This is a genomic window from Bacteroides sp. L10-4, from assembly GCF_013373675.1.
GTDB classification, from domain to species: Bacteria; Bacteroidota; Bacteroidia; order Bacteroidales; family Bacteroidaceae; genus Bacteroides; species Bacteroides muris.
In genome coordinates, this window is sequence record NZ_JABXJH010000028.1 from 11,885 (window position 1) to 25,508 (window position 13,624).

Here is a 13,624-nt window from a genome sequence, read left to right on the forward strand (position 1 = left end):
TTATTCTGTAATTCATGCTGTCTCCCATGCGCTAACTGCCCAATTCCAATTGGTTTTTTACGAGGTTATAATAAGCTCCCCGGTTGGCTATCAGTTCCTGGTGCTTTCCGGTTTCTATGATTTTTCCTTGGTCTATCACCACTATCCGGTCTGCATTTTTGACGGTACTCAGGCGGTGCGCCACTACGACTACCGTTTTCCCTTTGTAGAATTCCATCAGGTTTTCTACAATCGCCCGTTCATTGTTGGCATCCAGTGCATTGGTGGCTTCGTCCAGAAAGATGTACTGCGGATTCTTGTAGACGGCGCGGGCTATCAGTATCCGTTGCTTCTGCCCTTGGCTCAGTCCTACGCCGTCCTGCCCTATCAAGGTGTTGTATTTCAGGGGGAGGCGCATGATGTAGTCGTCTATATTGGCAATCCGGGCAGCCTCTGCCAGCCGTTCCTTGTCTATATCCCCATCGTCCACCGCAATGTTGCGGGCTATGGATTCGGAGAAGATTACCCCGTCCTGCATCACTACGCCGCATTGCCTGCGCCACCACTTCAGGTTGAAGCGGTTGATGTCTGTGCCGCCGATAGAGATTTCTCCGCCCAATGCCTTGTAGTAGCCCAGCAGCAACTTGATGATTGTCGTCTTTCCGCTTCCGCTGGTGCCCACGATGGCAGTCACTTTCCCTTCGGGAATCTCAAAATCCACACTGTCCAGAGTCTTGTTCAAGGCGTGCGGGTCGTACTTGAAGTCCACCATTTTCAGCCGTAGGCTTTTGTCTTGGCTTTGAAATGCAGCAATCGCCTCCGGATTACTTTCCTCGTTTTCCATCTCGTGTATTTCGTTGATACGTTCCAAGCTTATCTTCACGTTCTGCAGGGAGTAGATGAAATTCATCAGCTGCTCGATGGGCGAGCTTAGTTGTCCGATGATGTACTGCACCGCCAGCATCATACCCAGAGTCATCTGCCCGTTTATCACGGCGGTTGCCGCCACTACGGTAATCACGATATTCTTTATCTCGTTGATGAAGATGCTTCCTGCTTCTTGTGTCTGTTGCAGTCTTAGGCTCTTCATATTTGCATCGAACAGTTCGGCCTGCACGTCTTCCCATTCCCAGCGCCGGCGCTGTTCGCAGTCCTGCAGCTTTATCTCTTGCATGGCGGTGATGAACTGGTAAGTCTTGTTGTTGTTCTTCGCCTGCTTCTCAAAGTAGAGGTAGTCTATCTGCTTCCGCCGTTTCAGGAAGAGGGCTATCCAGACGGAGTAGGCGATGCTGCCTGCCAGAAAAATACAGAATATCGGCAGGTTGTAGCATAACAGCACGGCTCCGAACACGATGAAGCTGAACAGCGAGAACATCACGCTGAGTGTCTGCGTGGTAAGGAACTTTTCCACCCGGTTGTGGTCGTTCATCCGTTGCAGCAGGTCGCCCATCAGCTTGGTGTCGAAGAAAGACATGGGCAGTTTCAGCAGTTTGATGAAGAAGTTCGACACCAGCGAGATATTTATCCGCATACTGATGTGCAGCAATATCCACCGACGTATGAAGTCCACGCTTGTCCGACTGACGGTCAGCATCAACTGTCCGATAAGTATCAGATAGATGAAATTCAGGTTCCGGTGCTTGATTCCTACGTCCACAATGGCTTGCGTCAGGAAGGGGAAGATGAGTTGCAGGACACTGCCAATCAGTAGCCCCAAGATGATTTGCCCGAAGTAACGGCGGTACTGGCGGAAATAGCCGAAGAGGAAGGAGAAGGAGCGCTTTTCCGATTTGTGCTCCTCCTGCTTCTCGTAGAAGGCTGGGGTGGGTTGGAGGAAGAGGGCGATGCCAGCTTCTTCGTTCTTAACAAATGTATTAAACCAATTTTCTTTAAATTCTTCTTCCGTGTATTTTAGCAATCCTTTTGCCGGGTCGGCTATATAGTAAATATTCTTCTTCTTTCGTTTTTTTATATCATATAATATGATAAAATGTTTCTGATTCCAATATAGGATACAAGGCAATGAAGCTTCTTTTAATTGGGGAATTGTTACCTTTCCCACTATTGTATGAAATCCCAATTTTAAAGCGGCTTCATTGATGCTGCGTAATGATGTTCCTTCCGTAGTTGCAAAACAGTATCGGGATATTGTTTCCAATGAATAGTTTGTTCCAAAGAAATCGCATATCATTTGTAAGCAGGCTAAACCGCACTGCATAGAGTCGTACTATTTATGGAGTGGGAATCTCATCATTCTTTCAATAACTGTATGTTCGGTTTTTCTTGTTGCAGATATTGGCTTTTTCTTTTGGGGGCTTTATATTTCCATACATATTGAACGGTGAAGTAAAGCATTTTGTCCCGTTTGGGGTAATCGTAGTTTATGTAACTGTGATAATCCAACCGGGTATCGTCAATAGAGTAGGCATATTCATAAGGTTCTATCATGTAGCGCATGCCGATTCCTACGTTCCAATTGGTATTTATATTCCAGTTAAGTGCCATTCTGCAATCGGTAGAATTCTTCCTTTTGGAATATTCCTCATGAGAATAGGGCTGGAAGCTGATGGAACCGTTCAGCGAGATATTTTTATAATAGAAACGCCAATTGGGATAAATGCTTATCCAGCTTTTCGTGGTATTCTCAAAAAAGCATCTACGGTATCTTCCCATCAATCCGATATGCCCTACATTCTTTATGTTGTATCTGGCACTGAGCGTGGCAATAAGCTGGGACTCCCTTTTCTTGTTTTCGTAAGTGTAGGCATAAACCTCTCCTTCCTTCCGGCCTATGCTTTCGTATATATCCATATATCGGGCATAGCAGATGTCGGGTTCTATATACCAGGCTCCTAGGGTGAACCGGTAGGCTGCTCCGCTCTCGATGGTATAACTTGGCTCAAGGTAGGGGTTTCCTTTGATGACTTGAAGGCTGTCTGTGGAGGTGTTGTACGGGTTCAGCAGGGAAATGGAAGGATTGGATGTATATCCCCGGACGTAGCCTTTAAGCAGATGATGCTTCCGGAATGAGTAGCTTGCATTTCCCGAAACTCTTATCTTGTAGTATTGATTCTTGATGTCTTCTATTTTATTGTAATGACAATCCAGTCCCAACGATAGCATATACGAAAAAGGTGTTTTTGCACTACTGTATGTGGCATACAAGTATTCGTTCCAGCTTCGGTAGTCGAAAGTATTGCTGCCTGCGGTCGAAGTGTTGTCCAATTTCCCGTTTATATAGTAAGTGTCACTTCCTATTGTCAGTTCGTTTTTGTTGTCCCATTTCTTTTGGTATTCGGCTATGTAACTGCCGGTCTGATAAACCATTTTATAGCGGTTCTCATTGGAATAGTTGTAATTGTCGGAAAATTCATGGTTACAGTTGCTGTCTTTATTGAGGCTGTAACTGTAACTGAGGGTACTTTCAAGCAGGCTTTTCTCGCTCAGCCGATATTGGTGCAATACTTTCCCGGCATAGGTAATGGGACGGTTGTGGGTTAATCTCCGGGCATCATATTCATAGGAAGTCTCTTTTTGTGAGATACTCCCTTCTCCCCACTTTCTTGTTTTTGTGTTGTTATAATCGGCATATAAACTGTAAGAGAGGTAGTTGTTAAGGTTGGGTACAAAGTCTCCCCCTATGTAAAAGGCGGCATTGTGCGAATTGTGCCGGGTATTTAAGCTGTAGTCTTTGTCTGTTCCGGAGTAATGCTGTTCTCCGTATTCATTCCCTTTTTCACGGTTGGCTCCCGACCAAAACAAGATGGTATAGAAAGAGAATTTGTCGTTTCCGGTTTCAAAACTTCCACTGTGAGAGTTTGTCACCATTCCCGGATGGACGTCATTGTACAGATTCAGTAACCGGTAAGTCTGGCTTCTTTTTTTGAGCTTGATATTGAGCACCGTTGCATACCCGTCTTTTAGGTATTTGACCGGTGGATTTTCCATTATTTCTATGCTTTCCACTTCTGCCGGGTCGATGGATTCTATGGAAGTGTCTCGTTGCATATTATTGACCAATATGACTACGTTCTGTTCATCGGCCGTCTTTATTTTCCGCATGGACAAATCCACCTTTAAATTGGGTATTTCTTGCAAGGCTTCGTAAATGCTTTTCTCTTTCCTGGCATTTCCAGACAGATGAAAAAGAGTGCTTTGGGCATTGGACTTTATGACGTTGCTACGGTCTGCGGTTATTACGACGTTATCCAAATTCACATTCTTCACCGGGTAGAGTGTATGTCCTAATTCCTTGTTGCCATTCAAGTAGATGGTGCCGTTCACGCTTTGATAGTTGTCGTGGTAGATGTGATACGTGTACTCTTTTTCCGGTAGCTTTCCGAATATGTATTGCCCGTTCTTGTTTGTGAATGTCTTATGAGAAGAGGAGTCGGACATCGCTTGAATCCATACGGTTGCGTGTTCAACTCCTTTTCCAAGGGTATCTGTTACGATGCCTGAAAGTTGCCGGAGGTTTTGCCCCTTGGCTGCGTGAGACCCCAGATATGATATAGCGAGGATAATCAAGAGTATTTTATAGTTCATGATTTGCAAACGTTAAGTAAAAAAGACAGGTTGCTTATTGCCGAATATCTTACGGGATATATATTCATTGTTGAAACGGTACGTAATGTAATCATCCATGGTAATTTCCATTGTTTTTAGCGGACACATCTGTTCTGCCTTATTGGGGTGTTCCAATATCTTTTGTTTGCAGAGTCCCCAGCATTGCGGTAACAATTTGCATCGGATACATGCTGAATCATTGTATGTTTTGATGGCGGTTCTTTTCTCCAGTTTGTTTTGTTCCCACTCAATGCTTCCGTCTGAAGTAAGTTGGCCTTCTTGGTGAGTGCTTGTGAAATCTCTTCCAGTACAATTATAGACATCACCATTATAAGATATAACCACATTGTTTTTTAAGTCCATGAGGCACGAGTAATTCCGTCTACCGAAATTGAGGTATAACAAACGGAAATTCAACCGTAACATTTCATTAATGAATTCTTTGAGATCGGTTCCCGTACTGGAATCATCTGACGCAGTGGTTTGCCATACACGCTCCAAATGAATCCTTATCTTCTTTCTGTCTATGTCTTGTATGTCATTGACAACGGAGTGCAGGTGTTTGAAGGTCTGATTGTCGAAATTTATTCTTAAATTGATGCGCGAATCATAAGCATTAGTTAGGTCATGGATGGCTTTCATCACGACATCATAAGTACCTTCTTTAAATTCCGGTGATTTTTTGATGGAATTGTGCTTTTCTCTGTACCCGTCAATGGTTATCTGGAAAGTGGCGTCAAGTTCTGCTAACATAGGAATAATATCTTCTGTTATACGGGTCGCATTTGTAACGATGGAAACTCTAATGTCCTTGTTTATCGTCTTTGCATAATCTTTTACTTTAAACAGCAAAGGTGCAACTTCTTCTTTAAAATACAACATGGGTTCACCACCAAACAGAGAAAAATGTATGATGGATATGTCTTCTCTGTTTAGTATGTTTTGTGCATATCTGAACACTTTATTCTGTTGCTGACAAGATAAGTGGCTGCCTACAATATGCTTTTCAAAGCAATACCAGCATCTGACATTACAATCTAATGAAGGAAGTAAAGTTAGATTGAAGGTTCCGGAAGTATCGCTCTTGTGGTATTCTTGTATAAGGTTACTGTATTCGTCTACATTGTTTTCCACTATAAAGCCGTTTTCTTGTAAAACCTTCAAAGTGGTTTCGTTAACTTTATCATAGTCGTTGTTTTGTATGAGGTCATAGGTACAGCGGTTTATTACGATGTAATTGTCATGGTATGTGTTGAAGCATAGCATACCTGCATTGCATGACGTATACAAATTATAATAGCTGCTTTTCATGGTTATATGGCAAATTTAAAGTTCGTTGGTAAAAGACAGAATATAGATATTAGTTCGCACCATTTTTACTATATTCTGTCGTTCTAAGAGGCTTAAGAACATTTAGTGTTCTCCTTTATTCGGTCTTATTGGGGTAGTTGCACTACAACAATCGCCACAATTGCAATCGCAACCATTGTTCATGTAAACATCCTCATTGGCTCCTCCTTTCAGTAGAGCCATTTCTTCCTCTTTGAGTTGTATCATTTCAAGAGGTAAAGTTGATTTTAATTCATTCATAATCGTTACATTTTGAATTGATAATTATTGGGATAGCTATCTTTTTTTAGTCAAAAATGAAATTTCCGTAAAAAGAATCTTCTCCTATTTTCAATTCAAGGGTATATTCTCCTTCGTACAAACTATATACTTCGAACGTATGGCATCGTGAAGATGTCATGTCATTGTAGGAATAAACAATATTACCCATGCTATCTTTTATAGACGTTTGAAGTCCTGATATTGTTACATCCGAATAGATACGGATTGTATTTCCGTCAATAGTAGCGGTAGGTATTAAAGTAATGGAGCGTTTGTCTTTATCCCAATTTCCTTTGGAGTCGGAAGTTCTATATAATGGGATATCCTCTTCTATAGCCTTAATACTCATACAGCAGAATATGCCTAAAACCAACAGTAGATACTTTGCTTTCATTTGATTTTGTTTTTGTTTCGTTGTCGCAAAGTTGAAAATAAAAATGATTTTATTAAGACTTCTTGCTGCTTTATGTATGTGCATGGTTGTGTGCACATCGCTTCTTTGTGTGCAAAAGTATGTGTAGGGCTATGTGCAAAAATATGTGCATGAATGGATGAAAGGTGTTCATCCTTTGGATAAGATGCTTATAATGAGTCTATAATCTTGTCCCACATTTCCGGGCTTCCTTTACTTCCGGTTACTTTCTGGTAAAGCCTCCTCCGGATGGAAGAAATGCTTTCCGGCTTGAGTTGCAGTAGGCGTGCGATGTCCGCTTGGCGGAATTGGAGTTTGAGAAGTATGCAGACGTGCAATTCGTTTTCGTTGGGAGTGTGCAGCGAATACAGCCTTTCGAAGAAGGTAGGGTAGGCGGGGGGTATGAGTTCTTTTAGTGAATCCCATTCTTCCTGAATGATATAAGCTTCACCACGTGCAGAGTTTGCACGTCCTTGGAGTTTCTTGTATATCTCGGAACAGAACAAGTAGTCTTGGGCTTCTTTTTCTTGTTCTTTTTCGATTGCTTGCTGCTGCAGGATGTGATTGAGTAATTCTATTTTCTGTCCTAATTGTTTCTTCAGTATGCTATTATCGGGAATATTGATATTTACCAGATTCTTTTCCAACTCTTCCTTCTGCGCTTTGTGTCTTTCGAGGAAATCAATTTTTTCTCTGTTTTCTTTTTCTATTGTACGAAGCTTGTCCAGTTGTTGCTCCAATTCCAGACGTTTCCGCTTGCTGCATTGACGGTAAGCGATAAATGAGAGTATGGCAATGACAAATCCTCCGCTGATAATACAAATCCAGGATGTTTGGCGGTTGTTCTCTGCTTTCAGTCTGTTGTTCTCTTTCTCACGCAGTTGGTAGTTGTAAAGGGAATGCATCCGATGGATGGTTTCCGTTTGCGTGAGTTTCTGTATGGAGTCGGTATACAAAAGGTAACCATTGAGGTAACTGGATGCTTGCTGCGCGCCATTCTGTTTGAGGGTGAGTTCCAATAATCTGCGGCAGGCTGTTTGCTTGGCATAGACAGAACCGAAGCCCAACAGCTCTTTGTAATACCATGTGGCGGAATCCATCTGAAAGGTTATATCATATAGACGGGCGGCAATGCTGTAAATGGCACTCCTACTGGGACGCTCAATATCCCTTAGGGCATTCTGCAATACTGCATGGGCAGAATCGTATTCCTGCAAATCTGTGTAAATTGCGACAAGTTGCCCTTGCATCATATTAAATAAATCTGCGCGTTGTAATTGTTGGCTCAATCGGTTTGCTTCTTTGAAGTAGGCTAATGTGCTGTCTCGTTTGCCCAATTCTCTGTACATATTGCCTATGTCCCTCAATGTGAAAACCATGCCGACACTGTCTTTCAGTATATTGTCGTATTCTCCCCCTTTCTTATACATCTCCAAAGCTTCGGTATACATGCTTTGATAAGCAAACAGCGTCCCCATCTGGCTGTAAATCTTGCTTTTCAGTTTGTATCCTCCGTCTTCGGGCAATGCTTCCGCAGCTTTTTCGAAGTACCCCAACGCCTGCGGTGCGTCTCCCAAGTCGCGATACACCCTTCCGGCATAGTAGTAAGCTTCCGGCAGATGCCGTTCATCGTCTTTCTTTATATAATAATGTAACACGGGCAGTATCAGGCTGTCCGATGTATGCTGTATATATGCCTTGTCGTTCGCTTTGATGCAGAGTAGCCGATGATACATCTGCACGGCTTCCGGTTCGGCCTGCATGCTGCTGTCGATGCTTTTCAGCAAAGTGATGGCACTGTCCGGGTTGGCACTTGCCAGGCTGTCCGCAAGAATCAATGATTGTGGATGGGACTTGCGTCCGCAGGCGTAGAAGAGGCTCGGCAGGACAAGAAGAAGCAATAATGTCCGTATTATTATTTTCATATCGGCAAATATAGCGTTTTATTTTATAAGTCTTGGAATTCACGTTGGCTTAATACTCTTTTTGAAACATAGATTGCGCAGGTAAGATACTTCAACGCACTAAAGCGTTAAACTACACACAAAACAGTTTATTTCGACACATAGGACAGCTTGTTTCAACGTGTGAAACAAACTGTTCCATTAGGGAGAACACTTTGTTTCATGCCATATAAACAAAGTGTTCACCATTGTGAACTAATATGTTATCTGTATTTTGAACATGAAGACGATAGGTGTCTTTATACCCAATTCCGAGGCTTGCAGATACTTTATCTGCAAGGGGTATCTGCAAGCCTGCAACTAATTGTCTTGCAGTGAAGTAAGTGCCGAAACCTTGCAGATGGCAGATAAAATGAGAAAAAAACTCTATGTAGCGGTGCGGCTGAGCCGGGACAGCCTATGGCTTTACAATATGTATTGTACTTCCTTGAAGAGATATTCCCGTTCTTTGCCGTTTTCGTCTTCCAGTATAAAACGTCCGTCTTGCTCTACACGCAGCAACCGGGCAAGGAACTTGCCGTCGGCGTCTTCATAAGGATGCAATCCCCGGCGACGGAAAAGGGAGCGGGCATACCGTGTGGATATCTCGTCGGAGTAGGCAGCGAAGTCCTCCATTTGGAGGCTGTTGTAGTAGATTTGTATACGTCTCAGGATATGGGCAAGGATTTCATAACGGTCGTGCTCCTTTCCGGTGATTTGTTTCAGTGAGACGGGGTTGGGAGCATCACTGTTGAAGACTTCCTGATTGATGTTGATGCCGATTCCGGCAATGCTACGCTTGATATGGTGTCCGGAAAGGTCGTTCTCTATCAGTATGCCGCAGATTTTCCGGTCTTTCCAATAGATGTCGTTCGGCCATTTGATGGTGATTTCATCAGACCATCTGCTCAGTTCTTCCTTAATAGTGAGGGAGACGATTTGTGAAAGGATGAACTGCCGGCGGGCTTCCAGAAAAGAAGGGTAGAGTACAACGCTGAAAAGCAGGTTCTTGCCTTCTTCGGCTTCCCAGGTGTTGCCGCGCTGGCCTTTACCGGCGGTTTGGAACTCGGCAGTCACGGTCGTCAGTTCGGCAACGGATTCTTGCAACCGGTTGCAAAGCTGGCTGAGGTATTGATTGGTCGATGCCGTTTCGTCCAATGCCACCAGCGGGAACGGGAATGTGTCAGGGCAGGGCTTCATATTCGGTACGCATTTTTTTTGTGAATTTCTTTAATACTTCTTCAAGAGAGTGGTCTATCAGTTGTTTCAACAATTTGTCGTCGACGTCACCGTCCAGAAGCACTTGGTTCCAGTATTTTTTGTTGAAGTGATAGGCACCTTCGATGGCTGCATAGTGCTCTCGCAGTTCGAGTGCATACTCTGGATCGCATTTCAGACAAATCTTATTGGCACTTTCCAGGTCGATGAGTGCAAACATTTTACCCATGACCTTCATTACGAGCGAGTATTCGTCGAACGGAAGGCATTCTATGACGGCCTTTTTGCTGAGGCAATATTCGCGGGCGGTTTCTATGTCCATGATGGTATTTACGGTTTACAATTTATGATTTACGATTACAATAACTCTCATTTGTCAGTTATCAAAACATGGGCGGATAGAAGGCATCCTTCATGTGCTCTATCCTGAATGCTCCCGGTTCGCCTACGGCTGTTATGATGTCGAAGCGAACGGGTACATCCAGGCAGAAGAGCTTGACATAGGCATCGGCCGCTACGACAATACGGCGTATTTTCTGCCAGTTCACGGCATCCTGCGGCTCGATGTAGTCCGTATTGCTACGGGTTTTTACTTCCACTATTATCAGTTCTTCGTCTTTGGCAGCCACTATATCTAGCTCCAGGTGATTCTTTCGCCAATTACGGTCGCGTATGGTGTAACCGTTCTGTTCCAGATATTTGGCAGCGGCGTCTTCACCGGCTTTTCCGAGGACATTGTGGTTGGCCATTACTGTATTGCAATACCGGTTAGTGCGTTCTCGGCAGGCAATTCGCTTGTTTTTATCATGCCGTAGTGTCCTGGGCGTTGAACAGTGGGCAGGGCGAATGCTTTGCCGTTGGCGGGTGCCCGCATCAGGCTGCGTGTGCCAATCGGCTGTTCGCCGGTGATTTCACGGATGGCGCGTGCCAGTAGTGGTTCATCCGGATGCCCGAAGTGAAAGTAGGTGTTAAAGTAACCGTCGCCGTCGGCATCTGTCTCATCTAACTCAATGTCAGGCAGGAATCCGTTCTCGTACTCTCCGAATCCCTTGGCATTGTAGGTTTGGAAAGTGATTGGAACCACTTCGTAAGTATCTTTTTCCACGGTGATTTCTTTGGGTTCCATGCCCACGTTCTTTCCAGTGGTCCGTTTTCCGATGAGCACCACATCAATGCCAATACCCCTCAGTGCATTGATTACCAGTTCGCTGGCTGAAGCTGTGCCGCTACCCACCAGACAGTAGAGGCGGTTTAGGCCGAGGGCGGCTGCGGTGAGCGATGTTTTCAGGTTGGCATACCAGCCATAGGAAAAATTCTCTTCCAAGCGGGAATTGGAGTATTTTTTCATTCGCTCTTCATTGTATCTGTATTTGGCAAACACTTTGTCCCGGCAGTTGCTTCCGGCCAGACACGAAGCTATCAGGTTGGCCGTTGTAACATGTCCGCCGCCGTTGTAGCGTAGGTCGAGCACTAGGTCTTGTATGCCTTCGCGCTTGAATTCCTTAAATACGTCAAACAGTACATCGTCAAATCCGGCATCGAAGTTCTCATATACCAAGTAGCCTGTCTTATGTCCGTTGTTGCTCGTTATCACTTCGTGGTGCAGTATAGGATTCTTGTACATGGCACGAGCAGAAAGTGCGCTCTCGCGGGTACACAGATTGCCGCTTTCATCGTATTTGAAGTTTCCGTTTTCGTCAGTTTCTATTTCGGTCAGAGTGGCAGCGACGGAAGACTCCGGATACATCAGTTGCATGAACACCTGATTCATATTGCTTTTAGTTATATCTTTTCCATTCATCTTATAAAGGAAAGCACCACGATTTATTCCGTTCTCGGAAGCTGGTGAATCCGGATAGATTCCTTGCGGGCAGAGGACTATTTGTGTATTACTTATTTCTACGGCTATCATTCCGGTGAATCCGAAACTGTATTCCAGCTCTCTTTCTATTTGGGTTGCGGCGCGTGTGGTGCCGATTGTCTTTTTCTTTACAATATACGAGAAGAGGTGGTAGTTGCCATTTCCGTCAGCTTTCTTGTCCAAGGTGTTGGTGGTCATACCATATAGGTTATTATAGAAAAAGTCTTCATATCCCTGACTGAAATTTTTCTTCAAGCTCTTGTATTCCTCGTTCCACAAGTACATTTCATCTAGGTATTTGTTCACTTCTCGGTTCACTATCGCATCTCCGGTATCTTCGGGAAGGCTACCGGCCTTTTGTGTCACTTTGAAACTGCTTGGTCGGCTTCCTTCCGCATTGACAGTAATGGTAGCTGTTCGGTCCTTGGTTGTTGCTCCGTTTGCCGATACCATGAAACTGTGGGAACCTTTGTTGCCCGATGTTTGGGACAATTTGCACCAATCCGCACCGCCTGCTACAGTGGCCACCCACTTGCCGTATGTGGTAAAGCGTATGGTTAAATCCTTTTCTGTACTGATTGTTAACACTTCTCCTTCTTTCCAACTTTGGTTGGCAATGCCGGATGGTCGGTCTTCCTTGTCATCGTTGCATGATGTTGTTATCATGACTATTGCCAGAAGGAAGAAAGCAAGATAATTGATTCGGTTCATATTGATGCATTTTTTAAACGTCTCAAAAGTACTTTTTTAATTGATTCGGCAGAAGAGTTTTGGGGATATTCTTTTCATCTGGTCTTCAAAAACTCCTTTTTTGTCGTCTTGCAGTTTCCTTTTCCTTTCAACCTCTTTCATAGACTTTCTTTTTTATGGATTCGATGCCTCTTCGTTTTAGGTTTGATGTCTGTTTGACAAATGTCGCTATTGCCGGGCAGATGTCCTCTGCTTTGGAAAGAAAAATACATTGATTCGTTTTGTTTTTACAGAAGTAAAAGTAATTTTGCAGGAAATATGAGAAAGAGAGATAAAACGTGTGCGAAAGCAACGCCCGAAGAACCAAGACGCGAGCAGCGCATGGTATGCCTGATGAGCGAGGAAGAACTGCGGATTGTAGACCGTTATCTGGATAAATACAAGATAACGAACAAGTCGCGCTGGCTGCGGGAGACTATTCTCATGTTTATCCATAAGAATATGGAAGAAGATTATCCTACTTTGTTCGGTGAGCACGATATGAGGAGGTGAAAATTAAGAATTAAAAATTGAAACGGAGTGGCGTTGGACGATAGCTATTATATGAAACAGGCGCTTTTGGAGGCGCATAAGGCAGGTGAACGGGGAGAAGTTCCCGTAGGTGCGGTTGTGGTTTGTAAGGACCGTATCATAGCCCGTGCCCATAATCTGACAGAGACCTTGACAGATGTCACCGCCCATGCCGAGATGCAGGCCATTACCGCTGCCGCCGCAACCCTTGGTGGCAAATATCTGAATGAATGTACTCTCTATGTCACAGTGGAACCTTGCGTGATGTGTGCCGGTGCCATTGCTTGGGCACAGATGGGGCGCCTGGTGTTTGGCGCCGAAGATGAGAAAAGAGGGTATCAGCGCTATGCCTCGCAGGCATTGCATCCCAAAACAGAAGTAGTAAAAGGAATCCTGGCAGATGAATGTGCCGTCCTAATGAAGGAGTTCTTTGCCGCCAGGCGCAAATAATCCTTTATCCTTAATTCCTACTCTTTAATTTCTTCAAAATCCACATATTCTCCTTCGTCTTTGGAGAACAGTTTCTTGTGGCGGGGACGTATTTCACCCTCTTCGGCTTGTGCCTCCTCAGGCGATTGTTTATTATCATTGTAGGAATACCCTCCCGGCTGGTAATTACCATTTCCTTTTTGGTAGGGACCGGAGTTGGAGGAAGTACGGCGTCCACCCAATCCGAATATGGTTCGGATGACACTACCGATAATGCTAAGACCAATGAGCAGAATGGCAATTATGATGATAAATAAAAATCCTAAAATATGAAACATGGGCTAA

13 protein-coding genes are annotated in these 13,624 nt (G+C 44.1%); 2 read left to right on the forward strand and 11 right to left on the reverse strand.

What is annotated here, in order from left to right; genetic code table 11:
- Positions 1-31: 31 nt before the first annotated feature.
- The 10 genes from HU824_RS10505 to HU824_RS10550 all read right to left on the reverse strand — a co-directional run bounded on the left by HU824_RS10505 (position 32) and on the right by HU824_RS10550 (position 12,301).
- A complete protein-coding gene (locus tag HU824_RS10505; protein ID WP_176468779.1) occupies positions 32-2,197 on the reverse strand; it encodes a peptidase domain-containing ABC transporter in 2,166 nt (721 codons plus the stop codon).
- Between the two features lie 32 nt (positions 2,198-2,229).
- The gene (locus HU824_RS10510) at positions 2,230-4,524 is read right to left on the reverse strand and encodes a TonB-dependent receptor (RefSeq protein WP_176468780.1); all 2,295 of its coding nucleotides are present in this window, start codon (positions 4,522-4,524) and stop codon (positions 2,230-2,232) included.
- Positions 4,525-4,536: 12 nt separating this feature from the next.
- The gene (locus tag HU824_RS10515; RefSeq protein WP_176468781.1) at positions 4,537-5,856 is read right to left on the reverse strand and encodes a radical SAM protein; all 1,320 of its coding nucleotides are present in this window, start codon (positions 5,854-5,856) and stop codon (positions 4,537-4,539) included.
- Between the two features lie 102 nt (positions 5,857-5,958).
- Entirely contained in the window at positions 5,959-6,135 is a 177-nt protein-coding gene (locus tag HU824_RS10520) for a hypothetical protein (RefSeq protein ID WP_168354284.1), read from the reverse strand.
- A gap of 46 nt (positions 6,136-6,181) precedes the next feature.
- On the reverse strand, positions 6,182-6,550 hold the full coding sequence (locus HU824_RS10525; RefSeq protein ID WP_176468782.1) for a DUF3244 domain-containing protein: 369 nt from the start codon (positions 6,548-6,550) through the stop codon (positions 6,182-6,184).
- A 188-nt stretch (positions 6,551-6,738) separates the two neighbouring features.
- Positions 6,739-8,493 carry a tetratricopeptide repeat protein gene (locus tag HU824_RS10530; RefSeq protein WP_176468783.1) on the reverse strand — a complete coding sequence of 585 codons (1,755 nt, stop codon included), beginning with the start codon at positions 8,491-8,493 and terminating at the stop codon, positions 6,739-6,741.
- Positions 8,494-8,937: 444 nt separating this feature from the next.
- Positions 8,938-9,711 (reverse strand): biotin--[acetyl-CoA-carboxylase] ligase, encoded by a 774-nt coding sequence (locus tag HU824_RS10535; protein ID WP_136009541.1) that lies wholly within the window; start codon positions 9,709-9,711, stop codon positions 8,938-8,940.
- On the reverse strand, positions 9,695-10,051 hold the full coding sequence (locus tag HU824_RS10540) for an MmcQ/YjbR family DNA-binding protein (protein ID WP_176468784.1): 357 nt from the start codon (positions 10,049-10,051) through the stop codon (positions 9,695-9,697). Before HU824_RS10540 ends, HU824_RS10535 begins: the two co-directional genes overlap by 17 nt.
- Before the next feature lie 61 nt (positions 10,052-10,112).
- The gene (locus tag HU824_RS10545; RefSeq protein WP_136009543.1) at positions 10,113-10,478 is read right to left on the reverse strand and encodes a YraN family protein; all 366 of its coding nucleotides are present in this window, start codon (positions 10,476-10,478) and stop codon (positions 10,113-10,115) included.
- Positions 10,478-12,301 carry a S41 family peptidase gene (locus HU824_RS10550; protein WP_136009544.1) on the reverse strand — a complete coding sequence of 608 codons (1,824 nt, stop codon included), beginning with the start codon at positions 12,299-12,301 and terminating at the stop codon, positions 10,478-10,480. Before HU824_RS10550 ends, HU824_RS10545 begins: the two co-directional genes overlap by 1 nt.
- A 297-nt stretch (positions 12,302-12,598) precedes the next feature.
- Between HU824_RS10550 and HU824_RS10555 the strand changes: the two genes are divergently transcribed.
- Together HU824_RS10555 and HU824_RS10560 are read left to right on the forward strand one after the other, a co-directional pair.
- Positions 12,599-12,832: a hypothetical protein gene (locus tag HU824_RS10555; RefSeq protein ID WP_136009545.1), complete on the forward strand. Its 234-nt coding sequence runs from the start codon at positions 12,599-12,601 to the stop codon at positions 12,830-12,832.
- A gap of 33 nt (positions 12,833-12,865) precedes the next feature.
- Complete coding sequence (locus HU824_RS10560; protein ID WP_176468810.1) at positions 12,866-13,300, forward strand: nucleoside deaminase; 435 nt, start codon at positions 12,866-12,868, stop codon at positions 13,298-13,300.
- A 17-nt stretch (positions 13,301-13,317) separates the two neighbouring features.
- Here HU824_RS10560 and HU824_RS10565 read toward each other — a convergent pair whose 3' ends face one another.
- Entirely contained in the window at positions 13,318-13,617 is a 300-nt protein-coding gene (locus HU824_RS10565) for a DUF4834 family protein (protein ID WP_136009546.1), read from the reverse strand.
- Positions 13,618-13,624: the final 7 nt, after the last annotated feature.